This window comes from Cobetia sp. MMG027 (assembly GCF_027947415.1).
Lineage (GTDB): Bacteria > Pseudomonadota > Gammaproteobacteria > Pseudomonadales > Halomonadaceae > Cobetia > Cobetia marina.
In genome coordinates this window covers 17,243-36,899 of record NZ_JAQJIO010000009.1, presented here as the reverse complement: position 1 = coordinate 36,899, position 19,657 = coordinate 17,243, and the positions used below count along the sequence as shown (strand labels likewise).

Below are 19,657 nucleotides of genomic sequence, written 5' to 3'. Positions count from 1 at the left end.
TTGCCGTGTCATCTGGTGAATCAGGGCGGGACCTGGTCAGAGACTGGCGTGCGGAAATGTCGTGAGACCCTCCGGGCTGCCTGCCGCTCATCGCCGCCAAGCGCTATCCATCATTTGTCATTGTCATCGTGGGATAGCGAGATCATCGTTTGTTGTTGTGGGTCTTGAAGTCGTGTCGGTCAGGCGAGTTCTCTCGAGCAGTACCTGATGGCAGCCCTCGCGCATCTCAGGATGAGGCTGCAGAGTCAGACGCTCGAGCCAGGGCTGCAGGAAGTAGAGGCTGGCCTCCAGGACTGGCACCGTGCAGTTCGCAAGTCTTGCCGTGACGCGGGGAGGGCGGCCATCCGGCGCTCTGAGGCGCGCGATGAGCTCCCCCCAGCAGAGCGCCTCTCGCACACTGCCGATGTGAGCGATATCGAGCCCGGCATGGCGTTCGCCGCGATGCCGCGCGGCGGCCAGCGTCCAGAAGGCCAGCGGGAGGGGGCGTCCGGCGATCATGAGCCCCTTCACGGCTTGCTCGAGCCCGGGTAGCGCGAGGCGTGAATCAGCCGCCAGTCCGTCACCCTGACGTGCCACCTGCCAGGTGTCGTCGCGCAATCCCGGCTCCGGTCTCGTCGACGCGGGCTGCGAGGTCCCATCGAATCGTTGCCATTGCCAGTCGTTGCCTGCCAGGTGCCAGCGCTTGTCACGGCTCAGGTGACAGATCGTCTGTGCCTGTGCAGCGGTCGGTTCTGGTGGAACGCTGGGCAGGAGGTCGATCATCGGGCGAGCCAGTCTGGCGAGGCGTGCCTGCATCTCTCGGGAGTGCCACAGCTCACTCTGGGCTTCCTCCAGTGGCTTCCCCGTGATGCCACTGGTGGCGCTGCGTCCCGGCACATGGCTGCTGACGTTGGCCATGGAGCTCCCGCTGGATGTGGCAAGCGTTGCAGAGGGTATGCCATGCATGGGGAGGCCTCCTGATTGGCGATGCCGCAATGCAGCGTGATGGGGATGACTCCTAGCATCGCTGTGAATCATCGCGTTGTCTTTCATTCCTTGGTCGTATTAAAACGCCCGTTTCATACCGTTTCAACGCTGATGATAATTCGCATGACAAACGAGTGTTTTAATATTTTCAATATCATCATCATGTCAGGTTTCATGAGCCCTGGGGAATGATGACTTGGTCACGTTTCACGTTGTAGCCAGACTACAAGATATTTCAAGGCATAAAAAAACCGGCCCCCACAGGGAGCCGGTTTCTGGTGACACAACGTCGCTTTTCAGTTGAGAATCAAGCGCATGCTGCGGTGCGGTATCCCGGCATCGATGAATTCCTCACCGAAGGCCGTGAAGCCCAGGCGTTGATAGAATTCCAGAGCGTGGATCTGGGCATCGAGCAGTACCTCTGCGTGACCCGCCTGGCGAGCGGCATGAATGGCCGCCTCCATCAGGCGCAGACCAAGCCCCAGCCCCCGTGCCTGGGAGAGCACGGCGACGCGACCGACATGGCCATCCGGCAGCAGGCGAGCGGTCCCGACGGCACGCCCTTCAAGGCGTGCCAGGAAATGGACGCACTGCTCGTCGCGGCCGTCCCATTCCTCGTCCTGCGGGACCTGCTGCTCTTCGATGAAGACCACGCGACGGATTTCGCTGGCCTCATCGGCGAGGGTCTGCCAGTCACCGCGTTCCAGACTGATCATGGCGTCACTCATGCGTCATCTTCCTCCTCGTCCTCTTCGTCCTGCAGGTCGCATTCCAGAATCAGACTGCCGCGATTGACCAGTGCCGTGAGCAGGCTGACCACGGCCTTGCGATCAAGGTCGGCCGTCGTGTAGTCAAGCAACACCGCCGTCAGGCGTTCGCTGGAGGCCAGCGCTTCCGCGAGCGCCGGGGTCGCGGGGACGCCATCGCCATCGACGAACAGGGTGCTGGTGTCATTCTCACCGTGACGGAAGGCGAAGCGCGAGCCCAGCGAGCGCACCAGTACGCCTTCATCTTCCAGATACTCGACCAGTTCATGCGTCTTGAGCGCCGGCTCACGGGCGGCGAGCTGCTCCAGATACTTGGGCTGGGTCATGTAGCGACCGAACCACTGTGCCAGCTGGGTCGGATTGTCCAGCGTGCTGAGCAGCAATTCGCGCACACGCTCGAGCGAGGCGTCGTCCAGTTCGCCGGCATTGGCGACCGGTGCCATGCCCTGATCACGGTAGCGCAGCGATTCCGGCAGGCTGGCACCCAGATAGTCGGCGTAGGAGGTGACGACTTCATCGGCGGAAGGTGCACGGAAGCCGACGGAGATGGTCATGCAGTCATCGGACTGGCTGACGCCGTGGTGCGCCAGGCGCGGCGGCACGTAGAGCATGTCGCCGGGTTCCAGCACCCAGTCCTCGCCCGGCGTGACCTCGAAGTGCTTGAGGATGCGCAGGTCGATGCCATCGATGATCTCGGCGTCATCACCGTGCATGCCGCCCAGCTGCCAGTGACGCTGGCCTTGCGCCTGGAGCAGGAAGACATCGTAGTTGTCCAGGTGCGGACCGACGCTGCCGCCGGTGGGCGCGTAGCTGATCATGATGTCATCGAGGCGCCAGCGCGGCAGGAAGGTGAAGGGCTCGAAGAGGGCAGCGACGTCCGGGACATAGTGGTCCACTGCCTGCACCAGCAGGCTCCACTGGCTGTCGTCCTTGGCATCGAGGCGCGCAAAGGTGGCGTCATCGAAGGGGCCGTGGCTGACCTGCCAGGCCTTGTCGGGACCATGCTCTTCCACCAGGCGTGCCTCGATGCCGTCCTCGCAGGCCAGTCCCGCCAGTTCATCGGCTTCCAGCGGCGTCTCGAAATCCGCGAAGGCGCCGCGAATCAGCAGCGGCTTCTGCTGCCAGTAGTCGCGCAGGAATTCGCGGATGCTCAGGCCGCCCAACAGTGCCAGTGGCGTGTCGGTGTCGTGGGGGGCGGGGGATGTGCTCATGCAGAACCTCTCGAACGTGAGCCGCGGCCCTTGGTGGGCCTGCGTGTCTCGCGATGACGTCGGTGAAGCCGCTTCCGGTTGGCTGGCGGCAATGCGATCCATGCCGACCCGCGTGGGGCGTGACATGTCGTGCGCACTGACGTGGATACGTCAGTGGTCGTGAATTCATGGTCGTGAATACATGGTCGTGCAACGAGCGCCGCGTGCAGCGCGTCGCCTGATGTCTGATGTGTAATACGTGATACGTGATACGTGATACGTGGTGCGTAATGCGTAATGCGTAATGCATGACGCCGGAGCAGAGGCCCCGGCGTCATCTGACATGCAGTGCGCAATGTCGCTTAGAGCGCCTTGGCCTGTGCAATGGCGTTGCCGATGTAGCTGGCCGGGCTCAGAGCCTTCAGCTCGGTCTTGACGTCTTCCGGCAGTTCCAGCGTCTCGATGAAGGCGGCGAAACCGGCCTGGTCGATGCGCTTGCCACGGGTCAGCTCCTTGAGCTTCTCGTAGGGCTTCTCGATGCCGTAACGACGCATGACGGTCTGGATCGGCTCGGCCAGCACTTCCCAGCTGTTGTCCAGATCCGCGTTCAGGCGTTCCGGGTTGGCTTCCAGCTTGCTGATGCCCTTCAGGGTCGCCTGGTAGGCGATCAGGCCCTGTGCCAGACCGGTACCGAGATTGCGCAGCACGGTGGAGTCGGTCAGGTCACGCTGCCAGCGGGAGATCGGCAGCTTCTGCGCCAGATGGCCCAGCACGGCGTTGGCGATGCCCAGATTGCCTTCGGAGTTCTCGAAGTCGATCGGGTTGACCTTGTGCGGCATGGTGGAGGAGCCGATCTCGCCGGCCACGGTGCGCTGCTTGAAGTAGCCCAGCGAGATGTAGCCCCAGACATCACGATCGAAGTCGATCAGGATGGTGTTGAAGCGGCAGACGGCATCGAACAGCTCGGCGATGTAGTCGTGCGGCTCGATCTGGGTGGTGTACGGATTGAAGGTCAGGCCGAGGCTCTCGACGAAGGTTTCGGCATTGGCCGCCCAGTCGATGGCCGGGTAGGTGGTCAGGTGGGCGTTGTAGTTGCCCACGGCACCGTTGATCTTGCCGAGCATCTCGATGCGCTCGATCTGGGCCAGCTGACGACGCAGACGCGCGGCGACGTTGGCCATTTCCTTGCCCAGGGTGGTCGGGCTGGCAGTCTGGCCGTGGGTACGCGACAGCATCGGCTGTTCGGCGTGCTGGTGGGCCAGTGCGACGATGGCCTCGGTCACTTCACGCATCTGCGGCAGCAGCACGTTGTCCAGACCGCCACGCAGCATCAGGGCGTGAGACAGGTTGTTGATGTCTTCACTGGTGCAGGCGAAGTGGATGAATTCGGTGACGGCGTTGAGCTCAGCGTTGCCCTCGACCTTCTCCTTCAGGAAGTATTCGACCGCCTTCACGTCGTGATTGGTGGTGCGTTCGATGTCCTTGATGCGCTGGGCATCCTCGACACTGAAGTCGCTGACGATGGCGTCCAGTACGGCGTTGGCTTCCTTCGAGAAAGCCGGCACTTCAGCGATCTCGGCGTGGGCGGCCAGGCGCTGCAGCCAGCGCACCTCGACGGTGACACGGGCACGGATCAGGCCGAATTCACTGAAGTGCTCGCGCAGGGCCTCGGTCTTGGCGCCATAACGGCCATCGACAGGAGACAGAGCGGTGAGGGCGGACAGCTGCATGATGAGAATCTTCCGATGGTGGCAGGACAGGACGTGCTGCCAGTTCAAGTGTCTCGGAACCCGCTTGACGGGTTCCAGCGTTGTTGAAGCGAATTCGGGGTGCGCGCGGTGTTGCCTGGCGGGCGTGCTGCCGGCCAGGCGAGCCGGCATCAGTCCAGCTGGCGCAGGGATTTCTTGAGCGCGGAGCGCTGGAAGATCAGCTTCCAGCGACGGCCGCCCTGCTGGTCCCACAGCAGCGCGAAGCGTACGCCGGCCAGCAGAGCGCAACGGATGCGCTCTGGCATCATGCGTTGCTGCAGCAGACCGGGATCGCCCTGCACCACGATCCGGTAACGGAAGGTGGAGAGGGTCTGCTGGTAGAGCTCGCCGAGGCTTGCGATCACGTTCTCGTGGGTCGGCCCGAAGTGCTCGGCCTGGCCCTGGATTCGCGTCAGTCCTGCCCCCAGCTTGTCCAGCATGTCCGGGTCCTGCTTGAGCTTGCTCATCAGCATCACCAGCGAGAAGCCATAGCGCATCACCACGGGGGAGACCTGACGCCGATCCATCACCGCACTCACGGTGTCGATGCCCAGGCGCAGGCGGTTGTGATGCCCGCCGTAGATGGCCTCGAAGCTTTCCGGGTTGGTGTCCAGAGTGGCGTTGACCAGGGTTTCCCAGGCGCGCTCATCGCACTGGCCATGACGGGCGAGCTCATCGACCAGCGCGGCCGCCTGGAAGACGCCCGCCAGCGAAAGCGCCTGGCGGGTGGTGGTATCAGTGACGGGACGGATCGGCACGCTGGTCATTGCGCGGCAGACTCCTCGGGGCCAGAGAGCGGGGCGGCGGCCATGCTGCTGGCCGCTGCCGGAAGTTTCCAGGCGGCATCGATCACGCCGCCACCCAGACAGATGTCGCCGAGATAGAAGACGGCTGACTGACCGGGCGTGACGGCACGTTGTGGCTCATCGAAGCGTACCTCGACACGCTGGCCGTCATTGACGATCAAGGTCGCGGCCTGATCTTCCTGACGGTAGCGATTCTTGCAGCGGATACGCAGTTCGCCGTTGGCATCGGCCGCGGGCGGCTCGCCCGCCACCCAGTCGACGGACTCGGTGCTCAGGACCTGGGTGTAGAGCAGCTCGTGGTGCTTGCCCTGCACGGCGATCAGCACGTTGCGCTCCAGATCCTTGGCACAGACGAACCAGGGAGCATCCGGATGGTTGCGCAGTCCGCCGATGCCCAGGCCCTGGCGCTGGCCGAGGGTGTAGTACATCAGGCCCATGTGCTCGCCGATGACCTCGCCGTCAGGTGTCTCGATCTTGCCCGGCTGGGCTGGCAGGTACTGCTTGAGGAAGTCGGCGAAGCGTCGCTCACCGATGAAGCAGATACCGGTGGAGTCCTTCTTGCGAGCGGTGACAAGCTCATGCCTTTCGGCGATGGCCCGCACTTCGTGCTTCTCCAGTTCTCCCACCGGGAAGAGGGTGCGCGCGATGGCGGACTCCGGCACGGCGTGCAGGAAGTAGCTCTGGTCCTTGTTGGTGTCCAGGCCCTTGAGCAGGCGCGCACGACCGTCACGCACGCCGCCACGCACGTAGTGGCCGGTGGCGATCAGCTCGGCACCCAGCATCTCGGCATACTCGAGGAAGACCTTGAACTTGATCTCCCGATTGCAAAGGATGTCGGGATTCGGCGTGCGACCGGCCTTGTACTCGGCCAGGAAGTGCTCGAAGACATTGTCCCAGTACTCCGCGGCGAAGTTGGCGGTATGCAGCTTGATGCCGAGCTTGTCGCACACGGCCTGGGCATCGGCCAGGTCTTCGATGGCGGTGCAGTATTCGCTGCCGTCATCTTCGTCCCAGTTCTTCATGAACAGGCCTTCGACCTGGTAGCCCTGCTCCATCAACAACAGGGCAGAGACAGAGGAGTCGACACCGCCGGACATGCCGACGATGACCTTGGTTCCGGTACCGGTTTCAGCGGTCATCAGTTCTCTCGTCACCCGCGTGGCCGCGAGTCGTCACAAACAGGGGAGGCGGCGGATACGTCATTCTGGCACCGCTTGATTGACCGCGATTATACCTGAAGGCGTGGGTGGGATTCACCCCGCCTGCAGCCTCTGACGCACGGCAGGCGCCTGAGCGGTCACGATGGCGCGCGTCAATCGTGGATGACGTCGAGCGGGAAGCGCTTGCCACGCAGGCTGTCGCGGATACGGCGGGTCACCAGCGGGCTGCGCAGGCGCCCCATGGCCTCCAGCTGCTCGATTTCCTCGAGAGTCAGCCAGTGGGTCCTGACGATGTCAGGGTCGAGTGGCGTGTTCAGGTGCTCCAGCGCCGCTGCCTCGAAGCCATGCGAGTGGAAATGGGTGCCATCCTCGGCGACGTGCACGTACAGGCCAAGATAGCCCGTCAGCAGGATACGCCAGGCCGTTTCCTCACGTACCTCGCGCTGCACGCCATCAATGATGCGCTCGTGGGGCTCGAGGTGGCCGGCCGGCTGGTTGAACAGCGTCGCGGGGCCGCCCTTGTCCTCTTCGACGATCAGATAGCGCCCGGCGCGTTCCACGACACAGGCAACGGTGGCATTCGGGGTCCAGCGTGCAGCCATCAGGATTTTCTTCCTTTCTTGTGGGAGGGGGGGCGTGAGGAGGAGGGACGCGAAGATCCGCCGCTGCGTTTGCCTGCGGCTGCCTTGCCCGACGCTGGCTTGCCGTCGGCATGGTGGCCGGCCTGCCTGTCGGACTGTCGAGGCTTGCGCTTGTCGGCACCCCTGGTGCGCTGCTTCGGCCCCGAGCCGTTCTTGCGCTCCCCGGAGCCGCCGCCAGCGTTCCTGCCACGAGCGGGCGGGCGCGCCTGGCGTGGCGGCACGGGCATCTCGACCTCCTCGCTGCGCCACTCGCCGGGTGCCAGGCCATCGAGCTTCCAGGGGCCGATGGCGGCTCGGACAAGGCGCAGTGTCGGCAGACCGACATGTGCGGTCATCCGGCGTACCTGGCGATTGCGACCCTCGCTGATGATGATCTCGAGCCAGTGGGTGGGAATGCTGGCACGAAAGCGCACGGGAGGTTGCCTTTCTGGCAACGCCGGTGGGTCGATGAGCCTGACCTGGGCCGGTCGGGTCATGCCATCCTTGAGCTCCACACCGGCTCTCAGCGCGGCGATGGCCTGCTCATCAGGGGCACCTTCCACCTGCACCCAGTAAGTCTTGGGTTGCTTCTTCTTCGGATGTGCGATCTGGTGGGAGAGCGCGCCATCACTGGTGAGCAGCAGCAATCCTTCCGAATCGTAATCGAGGCGTCCGGCGGCATAGACATCCGGCACGTCGATGAAGTCCGCGAGGGTCTGACGGCCCTGATCGCGGTCGGTGAACTGCGTCAGAACGCGGTAGGGCTTGTGTAGCAGATATATGAGAGACATGGTTTAGACTTTTGTCGCGGCTGCCGTATAAGCCTACTGTGAGAAGCGGCACGGGTGCTATACTCGCGCCTCCACTGAATCCATGACAGGGGAGTTATCAATGGGGTTCCAGAAGATTGTCGTCCCGGAAGGCGGTGCCAAGATCACCGCAAATTCCGACAATACCCTCAACGTTCCGAATAATCCGATCATCCCGTTCATCGAAGGCGATGGTATCGGCGTGGACGTGACTCCAGCCATGAAGATTGCCATCGACGCTGCTGTCGAAAAGGCCTATGGCGGTGAGCGCAAGATTCACTGGATGGAAGTCTACGCCGGTGAAAAAGCCACTCACGTCTATGACGCTGACACCTGGCTGCCGGAAGAGACTCTCGAGGCTGTCAAGGATTACGTCGTTTCCATCAAGGGTCCGCTGACCACTCCGGTGGGCGGTGGCATTCGCTCCCTGAACGTCGCGCTGCGTCAGAAGCTTGACCTGTACACCTGCCTGCGCCCGGTGCGCTGGTTCACGGGTGTGCCGAGTCCGGTCAAGAAGCCGGCCGACGTCGACATGGTCATCTTCCGCGAAAACTCCGAAGACATCTACGCAGGTGTCGAATGGAAAGCGGGAACGCCGGAAGCCGACAAGGTCATCAAGTTCCTGCGCGAAGAGATGGGTGTCACCAACATCCGCTTCCCGCAGAACTGCGGTATCGGCGTCAAGCCGGTGTCCGAAGAAGGTACCAAGCGTCTGGTCCGTCAGGCTGTCCAGTACACCATCGACAACGACCGTGAGTCGCTGACCCTGGTGCACAAGGGCAACATCATGAAGTTCACCGAAGGTGCCTTCAAGGACTGGGGCTACGAAATCGTCAAGGACGAGTTCGGCGGCGAGCTGCTGGATGGCGGCCCGTGGATGACCTTCAAGAACCCGAACAACGGCAAGGACATCGTGGTCAAGGACGTCATCGCTGACGCCATGCTCCAGCAGATCCTGCTGCGTCCGGCGGAATACGATGTCATCGCTACCCTGAACCTGAACGGTGATTACCTGTCCGACGCTCTGGCGGCGGAAGTGGGTGGTATCGGTATCGCGCCGGGTGCCAACCTGTCCGACACCGTCGCCATGTTCGAAGCGACTCACGGTACTGCACCGAAGTACGCCGGTCAGGACAAGGTCAACCCGGGCTCCGTCATCCTCTCCGCCGAGATGATGCTGCGTCACATGGGTTGGGTCGAAGCCGCGGATCTCGTGCTGAAAGGCGTCGAGAAGGCCATCGCCAAGGGCGAAGTCACCTATGACTTCCATCGCCTGATGGACGATGCCAAGCTGCTCAAGTGCTCCGAGTTCGGTCAGGCTGTCGCTGACAACATGGATGCCTGAGATCCGACACTTGTCTGACCGGGACTGACGTTCCGTTTCAGGCAGTGCAGGGTTCTCAGAAGAAGGCCCCCGGACGTGTCCGGGGGCCTTCTTGCGTCTTGAGATGTCGTTTCGTCTTCCAGGAGACGACATTCCGGCGCGCTTTGCGCCCGCTCGTGAGCACACTTGAGCGCAGGGCGCTTGCATCATGCGCGACATGCCCTCATCTTTTCCTTATCCCATCAACGTCAATGCCCGGCGATGGAAGTGGCCTTCCGTCGTGGCGCGTTGAGGCAATCAGCTTCGCCACTGCTTGTGTTCACCGGATCAGCCCCTTATGTTCAAGACAGACACATCGTGCAGCAGCTTCTCTTTCTCGCAGCTGTTGCGGATCAGGAATCAGGCTCCCTCGGCACAGGAGCCGTCGCACCAGGAGGATCAGGATGGCGATCTGGCGTTCGCTACCGCTGAGCCCGAACTGGCGCCACCGCCCATGTACAAGGTCGTTCTGCACAATGATGACTTCACGCCGATGGATTTCGTCGTGGAGGTGCTGACCACCTTCTTCAACAAGGATCAGGAGCAGGCAGTACAGATCATGCTCGCTGTCCATCATCAGGGAAAAGGAACCTGTGGCATCTTCAGCCGCGACATCGCGGAAACGAAATGCCACCAAGTGAATCAATATGCTCGAGAGTGCCAGCATCCGCTGCTGTGCGACATCGACCGGGCGGAGTGATCCGTCCAAGACGCGGCCTAGAGGGGACTTGCCATGTTGAGCAAAGAACTTGAACTGACCCTGAACACGGCCTTCACCGTGGCACGTTCCAAGCGCCACGAATTCATGACCGTGGAACACCTCCTGCTGGCACTGCTCGACAATGCCTCCGCTTCGGACGTCTTGCGCGCCTGTGGCGCCAATCTGGACAAGTTGCGAGTCGACCTTCAGGACTTCATCAACTCCACCACCCCGCTGATTCCTGAGGAGCAGGAAGACCGCGAGACGCAGCCGACGCTGGGCTTCCAGCGCGTGCTTCAGCGTGCTGTCTTCCATGTCCAATCCTCCGGCAAGAGTGAAGTGACCGGCGCCAACGTGCTGGTGGCCATCTTCTCCGAGCAGGAAAGCCAGGCGGTCTACTTCCTCAAGCAGCAGAATGTCGCGCGGGTCGATGCGGTCAACTACATCGCCCACGGCATTTCCAAGGTGGCGGGTCACACCCAGGCGCCTCAGGCGTCGGTCGAGAGCGAGGAAGGAGAGGAGAGCAGCAGCGAGAGCGGCAACAGCCCGCTGACCAACTACGCCACCAACCTCAACGACCAGGCACGTCTGGGCAAGATCGATCCGCTGATCGGCCGTGATGAAGAACTCGAACGCGTGGTGCAGATTCTGGTGCGCCGTCGCAAGAACAACCCGCTGCTGGTCGGCGAGGCCGGTGTCGGCAAGACCGCCATCGCAGAAGGTCTCGCCAAGCGAATCGTCGAGGAAGACGTCCCGGAAGTCATCAAGGAAGCCGTCGTCTACTCGCTGGATCTCGGCGCGCTGCTGGCGGGTACCAAGTACCGCGGGGATTTCGAGAAGCGCCTCAAGGCTCTGCTGGCGGAGCTGCGCAAGGAACCGAACTCGATCCTGTTCATCGACGAGATCCACACCGTCATCGGGGCGGGAGCGGCGTCCGGTGGCGTGATGGATGCCTCCAATCTGCTCAAGCCGCTGCTGTCTTCCGGTGAGCTGCGCTGCATCGGTTCCACCACCTTCCAGGAATTCCGCGGCATCTTCGAGAAGGACCGTGCGCTGGCACGTCGCTTCCAGAAGGTGGATGTCATGGAGCCGTCGGTGGACGACACCATTCGCATCCTTAAGGGGCTGCGAGGTCGCTTCGAGGAACACCATGCCCTCAAGTACACCGATGCGGCGCTCGAGACGGCAGTGCGACTGGCGGATCGCTACATCAACGATCGTCAGCTGCCTGACAAGGCCATCGACGTGATCGATGAAGCCGGTGCTCACCAGCGTCTGCTGCCCGAGAGCATCCGTGTCGATACCATCGACACCGAGCAGGTCGAGGCGATCGTGGCGTCCATCGCGCGCATTCCGCCGAAGACGGTCTCCAGCTCCGACAAGAAGCTGCTGTCCAATCTCGAGCGTGATCTCAAGATGCTGGTGTTCGGTCAGGACGATGCCATCACCGGTCTTTCGGCAGCCATCAAGCTGTCGCGTGCCGGGCTCAAGGCGCCGGACAAGCCGGTGGGCAGCTTCCTGTTCGCGGGGCCGACAGGTGTCGGCAAGACCGAGGTCGCGCGTCAGCTGGCAGCGTTGATGGGGATCGAGCTGGTGCGCTTCGACATGTCCGAGTACATGGAGCGTCACACTGTCTCGCGCCTGATCGGGGCACCGCCGGGCTATGTCGGTTATGACCAGGGCGGGCTTTTGACCGAAGCCATCACCAAGCAGCCGCATTGTGTGCTGTTGCTGGATGAGATCGAGAAGGCACACCCGGAAGTCTTCAACCTGCTGCTGCAGGTGATGGACCACGGCCGCCTGACCGACAACAACGGTCGCGAAGCGGACTTCCGCAACGTCATCCTGGTGATGACCTCCAATGCAGGGGCCGAGCAGGTGGCGCGTCGCTCCATCGGCTTCAAGCATCAGGATCACTCCACCGATGCGATGGAAGTCATCCGCAAGACCTTCTCGCCGGAATTCCGCAACCGTCTGGATGGCATCATCCAGTTCGGCGCGCTGGATCTCGCCGTGGTGCGCAATGTGGTCGACAAGTTCCTGGTCGAACTGCAGGCACAGCTTGACGAGAAACGCGTGCAGCTGGACGTGGCGGATGAAGCGCGAGACCTGCTGGCGACTCTTGGCTATGACCCGGCAATGGGGGCTCGTCCGATGGCGCGCGTCATTCAGGAGAAGCTCAAGAAGCCGTTGGCCGAGATGATCCTGTTCGGTGATCTGTCGGAGTCCGGTGGTATCGTGCATGTCACGGTCGACAACGGCGAACTGCACCTGGAGACCGAAGCTGAAATGGCCTGAGGGTCGCCCCGTCTCGTGATGTATTGATGCCCCGCAGCATCATCACAATGAACGGTCAGTGCTCAGGCACTGGCCGTTTTCTTTTGCCTGATAAGCGAGCCAGCGCAGTGATTCCGCTCCGCCGAGGGTCAAATGCCGACAGCAGGGTCCATGGCGGAAAGGACGGCCGATGGTGCAGTCGAGAGAAGCAAGAGGGCAGGGAAGAAGAGGGAGTGGGGACGGATTACGCAGAAGGGGAAAGGCGAAAGGCGCCCACGCCAAGGCCTCTGCCGCAAGGGCAGCGTGTCATGGCAGGGGCGGGGGCATGGATGAGCCGCTTGTCCTCATGGGATGGGAGCGAAGGCCAGACGGGCGTTCGGGCTCAGGACGCATCCACGGGGCAAAGCGGCATCATCGGAATACTCTGGCGCGCACCATCGAGACGCGCCTTCAATGTCACGAGGAGTCGTGTCATGAAGGGCTGGTGGTGCGCTGTTCCGGGTCCGAGCGGGGGGATCAGGCAGGAAAGGGCTTCCATGTCTGAAATGCCAGGACGGCCGGTTCAGCCAGGCGGTGTCACAGGGAGCATTGGCAAGTGGGGTGAGGGCAGATCTTGATTTGCCATGCCCCCGCAGCCTGATGCTCGATGTCGAGTGACCGGCAAGGCAGTCAGACCGTGCTCAGCGCGAACGGTAGACGATACGGCCCTTGGACAGGTCGTAGGGAGTCAGCTCAACCTTGACCTTGTCACCGGTCAGGATGCGGATGTAGTTCTTGCGCATCTTGCCGGAGATGTGTGCGGTTACGATGTGGCCGTTTTCCAGTTCTACACGGAAAGTGGTGTTCGGAAGGGTGTCGACGATGACGCCTTCCATTTCAATATGATCTTCACGCGCCATATAGGCTGATCCTCATCTGATACAGGGAGTAATGCGGTGGGTTCCGAGCCATCCGCGCACAGAAAAGTGCCGGATTCGGGACTTCGATAGGCGATATTGTGCCGCAAGGGCGGCAGCAAGGCAAAGTCGAAGCGAGATTGTACGCTCCTTGAGCGCTCGTGGGCAGGCCGCAGGAGCGATAAAATCGTATCCAGTGCCACCGACAGGTTCCGCTGGTGGCAGGGGCTGCCCCTGTCCACTCTCGAGCTCCCCTTTCGAATCCCCTCTCGAGAACCCGCTGCACCGAGGTTGGGCAGCGGCACTGCCATGAGGTTCCCCATCCTTTCAGGAGCGGGAAGGCGAAGGCGAGCCCTAGGCGTCGCGCTGCAGGCTGTCACCAGTCTTGATGAGGCTCAGGGGGAGGTGAGTATCATGGAAGCTGAAGGGGATCCGGCGACGCCAATGGCTGCCATCCAGGTATTCCAGCGGTTGGAAATGCTGCTTGTAGTTCATCTTGCGGCAATCCCGTATCCAGTAGCCCAGGTAAAGATGCGCCAGAGCCTCCCGGCGCGCCTGCTCTATCTGCCACAGTACGGCGTAGGTGCCGAGGGAGCGCGACTGGAAGGCTTCATCGGGGTCGTAGAAGGTGTAGATGGCGGACAGCCCATGGCTCATGCGATCCATGGCCGCGACCGCCACCAGCCTGCCATCGAGCCGGAAGCTGATCAGGCGTGCATATTCATCGCGTGACGTCAGAAAGGTACGGTATTGCTCGTGGCTTGGCGGGAACATGTCGCCATCGGCGTGACGGCTACGGATATAGTGCGCATACAGACGATAGTGTTCGGGATCGAACAGTGCCGGGCCTTCCTCGATGGTGAGGTCGGCATTGCGCTTGAGCAATTTCTTCTGGGTACGGTTGGGCGTGAAGTCGGCGATGGGGACTCGTACCGAGATGCAGGCGCGGCAATCGCCGCAGTGCGGTCGATAGAGGTGTGAGCCGCTGCGACGAAAGCCGAGCAGAGCCAGAGCATCATAGACGCCGGAGTTGGGCGCTTCCTGTGGGTCGAGGAACAGCGTGGTCGCCTGGCGTCCTTCCAGGTAGCTGCAGGCATGGGGCACGGTCAGGAAGAAGCGCAGATCGCGTTGCGGTTGTTTGGGGGTATTGCTGCTCACCTTCGCTTCATCTCCCTCACTGCATCAGTGTGGACGCTGGCAGCCCATCGTCGGTGATGACCTGCGCCAGGATGGCGGTATCGTTCCAAGGACCTGATGACCTTCACCTTGCGTTATGGCTCACAGGTCTTGATTGCCGTGTTTCAAGGGCTCGGTTGTCAGTGACCACTTGCCCTCATGCCCTTCGCCAGTGGCATACTGGTCAAGATAGCTGATGAATTCGCTGCGAGCGATGCTGCAAGCCCCAAGGCTCTCCAGGTGCGGGGTGTGCATCTGGCAATCGATCAGCGGAAAGCCGCGTGCTTCAAGTTCACGGCACAACACGACCAGTGCCATCTTCGAGGCATCCGTGGTGCGAGAGAACATGGACTCACCGAAGAAGACCCGGCCACAGGCCACGCCATACAGGCCGCCTACCAGGCTGTCACCCTGCCAGACCTCGACGCTGTGGGCGTGACCCATGGCATGCAGAGCGATGTAGGCCTGCTGCATTTCTGGCAATATCCATGTGCCGGCCTGCCCCTCACGGGAAATGCTGGCACAGGCATCGATGACGCCGGTAAAGTCGCGGTCGATGCTGAAGTGGAACCCGCCATTGCGCAGGCGTTTGGCCAGACTGCGACGTACGCGCACCTCCTCGGGTCTCAGCACCATGCGCGGGTCTGGCGACCACCACAGTATCGGGTCACCCGGGCTGAACCAGGGAAAGATCCCGCGAGGGTAGGCCGCCAGCAACCACTCGGGGCTGAGGTCGCCGCCCGCGCACAGCAGGCCATCGGGGTCGCTCAGCGCTTCGCTGGCATGCGGGAAGCGTACGGGGGCAGGAGGAAGCCAGGGCAGCATGGGCAGTCTCTTGTTGGATCGTGAACAGCTCAGTGCAATGCGCTCGTGACACCTGGATGTCATGGGCAGACGTGAATCGGCAATTGTGACGTCACTGCCATCGGATGGTTATGATAACCGGCTGAAGGTACATGGAAAATCGCCCACAAGGTGCAAGGGGGATGGCGACTTGACTGCCAAGAGTGCCAGAAAGACAAGTCGGGATCAGGCGAAGCCGGAGACCCGCAGCCGCCGCGCGGCAGCAACACCGAGAAAGCGTGCCCGCCAGAAGGCGGATGCGCCAGGCTTCTTCGCTCGTCTGCGGGGCGCTTCAGCGGCCAGCAAGCCCGCGCCCCGCAAGACGCCCAGAGTCTCGGGCAAGCCCGCGAAGAAGGACACGAGCAGGAATGAACCGCGCGAGATGAGCGCGGCGGCCCTGCGCCGTGAAGAGCGCCAGGCTGAACGCGAGGAGCGCAAGGCCATCCGTGCCGAACGACGCGCGGAAGCCCAGGCTCGCCCGCCTTCACGACTGACGACCACCTTGCAGGGTGTCAGCCGTGAAGGCGTGGTCATCCTCATGCTCAGCCTGTGCGTCTTCATGCTGCTGGCGTTGTTCAGCTACGCGCCGACGGACCCCGGCTGGTCCTACAGCGGTCCTGAGTCGACGACGAGCAACTGGATGGGCAGCATCGGTGCCTGGTTGTCCGACGTCCTGTATTCCCTGTTCGGTGGCAGCGCCCTGTGGTGGCCTGCCATGCTCGGTTTCGGTGCCTGGCGTCTGATGCGTCAACCCAGCACCGAGCTGGTGTGGGACCCGACCACCATCGCGGTGCGTGCCGGCGGGCTCTTCCTGTTGATCATGGCTACTTGCGTGATCGGCGATATCCAGTTCTACAGCCCTGACAGCCAGCTGACCAACGGTGCCGGCGGTATTCTCGGCAAGGGCATCGCAGGAGCGCTCACGCCGCTGATCGGCATGGGCGGCACCGTGCTGGCGTCGCTTGCCAGCTTCCTGTGTGGTTTCACGCTGTTTACCGGCATGTCGTGGCTGACGGTCATGGACGAGCTGGGCAATGGCTGCATGCGCCTTGGCGTCTGGCTGAAGGAGCGACTCAACAGTCGTCGTGATGATGAATACGATGACGAGGCGACCTATGCCGAGGAGGCGCTGACTCACGACGAGAACGATGCCGACAACGAGTCGGAGCGTGATGACGAGCGACTGAGCTGGTGGCAGCGTCTGTTGCCGCGCCGTCGAGACGAGCGTGTCGAGTGGGAAGAAGACAGTGACGAGATACTGCTTGGCGCAGCGCAGGCCGACGACACTCTGGAGGCTGAGCCACGTGGCAAGCGTCGGGTGGAACCCTCGCTTGGCGGTGACGACGATTTCGCCAATGATCGCAGCACGGATATCCCCTGGCAGACAGCCGAGACCACGCCTTCCGCCAAGGTACCGGGAGCTGCCTACACCGAACGCATGACGGTGCAGAGTGCCACGGTCAACATCGAGGGCGTCGAGCTTGCCAGCGCCGTGCAGGCAGCCGTGGCGTCCCAGGCTGCCGCGGCCCCCAGAACGGCAGCCTCGCTCGAGAGCGCCGCAGACTCACGCGCCGATGTGACCCGCTCGCGCCTGCCGGATGCCTCTGCCATCGAAGCCGAGCGTCAGCGCCACGCCTCGGCGACCCGTGACGCCGAGGCGTCGACGTCCGGCAGCACGCCGACAGTCGATAGCTCGGTGAGCGAAACCGCACCGGTGACAGAGTCTCGGCCAGCGAAGGAGTGGGACGCTGCGTCCGCCTTCGCACCTGCAGCGCGTCAGGACACCCGCCAGGCAGAGTCGACCTCCCGCGAAGCTGACAAGGCGCCGCAGAGCCAGGCAGACCGTGAGACTGAGGCGGCCCGCGAAGCAGAAGCGGCACCTGAGGCCGAGGCAGCGCGTGAAGCGGAAGCGGCCCGAGAAGCCAAGGCAGTCCGTGAAGCAGAAGCGGCACGTCAGGCCCAGCATGAGGCCGAGACCTCCCGTCAGGCCGCCGCGCAGGAAGCCGAACGCGCTCACAAGGCAGCCAATCCGGCGCTTCAGCCGCCTGAGCCGCGTGATGAAGAGGATGCACCGCTACCGAGAGAGTCCTCCCTGGCAGGCGCTGCGGTCGGTGCCGGCGTGATGGCTGCCGGTGTGGCAGCAGCGGCCTCGCGCAAGGCCGTCGTCTCCTGGGATGATGCCTTCGAGGCCCCCACCGGAAAATCCACCGATGCCACACCCACCGCATCGGGTTCGGCAACGGCTGGTGCGAGCGGTGCTGGTGGCGTCCCGACGTCAACTTCGGCTCCGACACCGGCAGAACCGACGGAGCCGGCGCCACGTGCGTCAGAGCCTGAGCAGGTTTCCCGAGAGCCAGCTTCTCGAGAGCTGGCCGCTCGTGAGTCGGCCGCCCCGTTGCAGCCGGCAGAGCCGCAGGTGCCGGAAGACGAGATCGAGCCGCAGCAGCCCCCCGCCAACGCGACGTCTGAGCGTCCGAGCTGGGCCTATGACGGCGATGAGTCCGGCATGGTGCCGGGTGCCGGGCGACTGGCGACGGCGGAAGATGCGCAGGAAGCGGTACGGGATCCCTCCGGACCGACTCTCTGGACCGTGGAGCACCTGCAGAGTCAGCGTCACGAGGGCTCGGATCACGAAGAGGCGCCGGAGGGCGATCTGCCACAGCTCAGCCTGCTGACGCCCCCGGATGAGCAGAAGCCCAACTACAGCGAAGAAGAACTCGACCAGATGGCCGAGCTGCTGGTGGTGCGTCTGCGCGAGTACGGAGTGAAGGCCGAGGTGGCGGATGTGTGGCCGGGGCCGGTCATCACGCGCTTCGAGATCCAGCCGGCGCCGGGGGTCAAGGCCTCCAAGATCTCCAACCTGTCGACCGACCTGGCGCGTTCACTGCTGGTCAAGAGCGTGCGGGTGGTCGAGGTGATTCCGGGGCGTCCCACGGTCGGCATCGAGATCCCCAACCCCAACCGCGCCATGATCCGCCTGCGCGAAGTCTTCGACTCGGATGCCTATCAGCTGGCGGATTCGCCGGTCACGCTGGCGCTGGGTCAGGACATCGGGGGCGCACCGGTGGTCGCCAATCTGGGCAAGATGCCTCACCTGCTGGTGGCCGGTACCACCGGTTCGGGCAAGTCGGTCGGCATCAACTCGATGCTGATCTCGATGCTGCTCAAGGCCACGCCAGATGAAGTGCGCATGATCATGGTCGACCCCAAGATGCTGGAGCTGTCGGTCTATGACGGCATCCCGCACCTGCTGGCACCGGTGGTGACGGACATGAAGGAGGCCGCCAATGCCCTGCGCTGGTGTGTCGCCGAGATGGAGCGTCGCTACAAGCTGATGGCCGCCATGGGGGTGCGTAACCTCGCCGGCTTCAATGCCAAGATCGATGAAGCCGAGGCGCATGGTGCCCAGATCGCTGACCCGCTGTGGGAGCCACAGCCCTGGGAGATGCACCAGCATCCGCCGGTGCTCGCCAAGCTGCCCTACATCGTGGTGGTGATCGACGAGTTCGCCGACATGTTCATGATCGTCGGCAAGAAGGTCGAGGAGCTGATCGCACGTCTGGCCCAGAAGGCGCGTGCCGCGGGGATTCACCTGATTCTGGCCACTCAGCGCCCGTCAGTGGACGTGGTGACCGGCTTGATCAAGGCCAACATCCCGACGCGCATGGCCTTCCAGGTCTCTTCCAAGATCGACTCGCGCACCATTCTCGACCAGGGCGGTGCGGAAGATCTGCTGGGCCATGGTGACATGCTCTATCTGCCGGCCGGTGCCGGCATGCCGACGCGTGTCCACGGCGCCTTCGTCGATGATGACGAGGTGCACCGCGTGGTGGATGACTGGAAGCGTCGCGGCACGCCGGAGTATATCGAGGAGATCCTCACCGGCGGCGTGCAGGCGGATGCGCTGGCCGGGCTTGAGGCCGAAGGCGAGGACGGCGATGCCGAGCAGGATGCGCTCTACGATGAAGCGGTCGCCTATGTGGTCGAGTCGCGTCGTGCTTCCATCTCCGCCGTGCAGCGGCGCTTCAAGATCGGCTACAACCGTGCCGCACGGCTGGTCGAGGCCATGGAAATGGCCGGTGTCGTCTCCGCGATGGGCACCAACGGCTCGCGGGAAGTGCTCGCCCCCAACCATAGCGGCTAGTGCAGCCAAGCGTTTGAGTTGAAACATGAAAGACACGAAGGGGAGCTTTTGGCTCCCCTTCGTGTCAAAGACGTCAGATCACCTGTCAGACTCGCGGCGAGACTGGCAGGCCACAACCCGAATCGCTGACATGAGGTGGATATCGCGCGTCGAGGCCTCAGGCCGCAGCCATGTCCGTCTCATTGCAAGGAG

Annotated in this window: 14 protein-coding genes and 1 pseudogene; 4 read left to right on the top strand and 11 right to left on the bottom strand. The window is 62.9% G+C overall.

Annotated elements, in window-relative coordinates:
• Window positions 1-123: 123 nt before the first annotated feature.
• From PJK54_RS13340 to PJK54_RS13305, 8 genes and pseudogenes are all read right to left on the bottom strand, one after another.
• Entirely contained in the window at window positions 124-897 is a 774-nt protein-coding gene (locus PJK54_RS13340) for a hypothetical protein (protein ID WP_191237593.1), read from the bottom strand.
• A gap of 365 nt (window positions 898-1,262) precedes the next feature.
• Window positions 1,263-1,694: a GNAT family N-acetyltransferase gene (locus tag PJK54_RS13335; RefSeq protein WP_077375356.1), complete on the bottom strand. Its 432-nt coding sequence runs from the start codon at window positions 1,692-1,694 to the stop codon at window positions 1,263-1,265.
• Window positions 1,691-2,944, bottom strand: coding sequence for a cupin domain-containing protein (locus PJK54_RS13330; RefSeq protein WP_084207975.1), 1,254 nt, complete (start codon window positions 2,942-2,944; stop codon window positions 1,691-1,693). Before PJK54_RS13330 ends, PJK54_RS13335 begins: the two co-directional genes overlap by 4 nt.
• 341 nt (window positions 2,945-3,285) lie before the next feature.
• A complete protein-coding gene (gene purB / locus PJK54_RS13325; RefSeq protein ID WP_077375351.1) occupies window positions 3,286-4,653 on the bottom strand; it encodes an adenylosuccinate lyase in 1,368 nt (455 codons plus the stop codon).
• A 149-nt stretch (window positions 4,654-4,802) separates the two neighbouring features.
• A complete protein-coding gene (hflD, locus tag PJK54_RS13320) occupies window positions 4,803-5,438 on the bottom strand; it encodes a high frequency lysogenization protein HflD (protein ID WP_077375348.1) in 636 nt (211 codons plus the stop codon).
• Window positions 5,435-6,616, bottom strand: a complete 1,182-nt coding sequence (gene mnmA / locus PJK54_RS13315) for a tRNA 2-thiouridine(34) synthase MnmA (RefSeq protein WP_077375345.1) — start codon at window positions 6,614-6,616, stop codon at window positions 5,435-5,437. The genes hflD and mnmA overlap by 4 nt, the downstream gene beginning before the upstream one ends.
• Window positions 6,617-6,789: 173 nt before the next feature.
• A complete protein-coding gene (locus tag PJK54_RS13310; protein WP_136938838.1) occupies window positions 6,790-7,239 on the bottom strand; it encodes an NUDIX domain-containing protein in 450 nt (149 codons plus the stop codon).
• 227 nt (window positions 7,240-7,466) lie between these two features.
• A pseudogene (locus PJK54_RS13305) lies at window positions 7,467-8,048 on the bottom strand (pseudouridine synthase); the annotation flags it as partial.
• Window positions 8,049-8,148: 100 nt separating this feature from the next.
• Here PJK54_RS13305 and icd point away from each other — a divergent pair.
• The 3 genes from icd (at window position 8,149) to clpA (ending at window position 12,427) form a co-directional block, all read left to right on the top strand.
• A complete protein-coding gene (gene icd, locus PJK54_RS13300) occupies window positions 8,149-9,411 on the top strand; it encodes an NADP-dependent isocitrate dehydrogenase (protein ID WP_065392420.1) in 1,263 nt (420 codons plus the stop codon).
• Window positions 9,412-9,727: 316 nt separating this feature from the next.
• Window positions 9,728-10,129 carry an ATP-dependent Clp protease adapter ClpS gene (gene clpS, locus PJK54_RS13295; RefSeq protein ID WP_077375336.1) on the top strand — a complete coding sequence of 134 codons (402 nt, stop codon included), beginning with the start codon at window positions 9,728-9,730 and terminating at the stop codon, window positions 10,127-10,129.
• A 33-nt stretch (window positions 10,130-10,162) separates the two neighbouring features.
• A complete protein-coding gene (gene clpA, locus PJK54_RS13290) occupies window positions 10,163-12,427 on the top strand; it encodes an ATP-dependent Clp protease ATP-binding subunit ClpA (RefSeq protein WP_077375333.1) in 2,265 nt (754 codons plus the stop codon).
• Between the two features lie 659 nt (window positions 12,428-13,086).
• Here the strand turns inward: clpA and infA are convergent.
• From infA to aat, 3 genes are all read right to left on the bottom strand, one after another.
• Window positions 13,087-13,305 (bottom strand): translation initiation factor IF-1, encoded by a 219-nt coding sequence (infA, locus tag PJK54_RS13285; RefSeq protein WP_024953359.1) that lies wholly within the window; start codon window positions 13,303-13,305, stop codon window positions 13,087-13,089.
• A 351-nt stretch (window positions 13,306-13,656) separates the two neighbouring features.
• A complete protein-coding gene (locus PJK54_RS13280; protein ID WP_084207979.1) occupies window positions 13,657-14,460 on the bottom strand; it encodes an arginyltransferase in 804 nt (267 codons plus the stop codon).
• 120 nt (window positions 14,461-14,580) lie between these two features.
• Window positions 14,581-15,303, bottom strand: a complete 723-nt coding sequence (gene aat, locus PJK54_RS13275; protein ID WP_077375328.1) for a leucyl/phenylalanyl-tRNA--protein transferase — start codon at window positions 15,301-15,303, stop codon at window positions 14,581-14,583.
• Window positions 15,304-15,472: 169 nt separating this feature from the next.
• On the opposite strand from aat, the gene PJK54_RS13270 reads away from it, so the two are divergent.
• Entirely contained in the window at window positions 15,473-19,465 is a 3,993-nt protein-coding gene (locus PJK54_RS13270; RefSeq protein WP_271303140.1) for a DNA translocase FtsK, read from the top strand.
• Window positions 19,466-19,657: the final 192 nt, after the last annotated feature.

What these genes read in the sequence shown, in the direction of transcription:
- PJK54_RS13340 (WP_191237593.1), bottom strand. Translation starts at nt 897, where the DNA reads ATGGCCAACGTCAGCAGCCATGTGCCGGGACGCAGCGCCACCAGTGGC.
- PJK54_RS13335 (WP_077375356.1), bottom strand. Translation starts at nt 1,694, where the DNA reads ATGAGTGACGCCATGATCAGTCTGGAACGCGGTGACTGGCAGACCCTC.
- PJK54_RS13330 (WP_084207975.1), bottom strand. Translation starts at nt 2,944, where the DNA reads ATGAGCACATCCCCCGCCCCCCACGACACCGACACGCCACTGGCACTG.
- purB (WP_077375351.1), bottom strand. Translation starts at nt 4,653, where the DNA reads ATGCAGCTGTCCGCCCTCACCGCTCTGTCTCCTGTCGATGGCCGTTAT.
- hflD (WP_077375348.1), bottom strand. Translation starts at nt 5,438, where the DNA reads ATGACCAGCGTGCCGATCCGTCCCGTCACTGATACCACCACCCGCCAG.
- mnmA (WP_077375345.1), bottom strand. Translation starts at nt 6,616, where the DNA reads ATGACCGCTGAAACCGGTACCGGAACCAAGGTCATCGTCGGCATGTCC.
- PJK54_RS13310 (WP_136938838.1), bottom strand. Translation starts at nt 7,239, where the DNA reads ATGGCTGCACGCTGGACCCCGAATGCCACCGTTGCCTGTGTCGTGGAA.
- icd (WP_065392420.1), top strand. Translation starts at nt 8,149, where the DNA reads ATGGGGTTCCAGAAGATTGTCGTCCCGGAAGGCGGTGCCAAGATCACC.
- clpS (WP_077375336.1), top strand. Translation starts at nt 9,728, where the DNA reads ATGTTCAAGACAGACACATCGTGCAGCAGCTTCTCTTTCTCGCAGCTG.
- clpA (WP_077375333.1), top strand. Translation starts at nt 10,163, where the DNA reads ATGTTGAGCAAAGAACTTGAACTGACCCTGAACACGGCCTTCACCGTG.
- infA (WP_024953359.1), bottom strand. Translation starts at nt 13,305, where the DNA reads ATGGCGCGTGAAGATCATATTGAAATGGAAGGCGTCATCGTCGACACC.
- aat (WP_077375328.1), bottom strand. Translation starts at nt 15,303, where the DNA reads ATGCTGCCCTGGCTTCCTCCTGCCCCCGTACGCTTCCCGCATGCCAGC.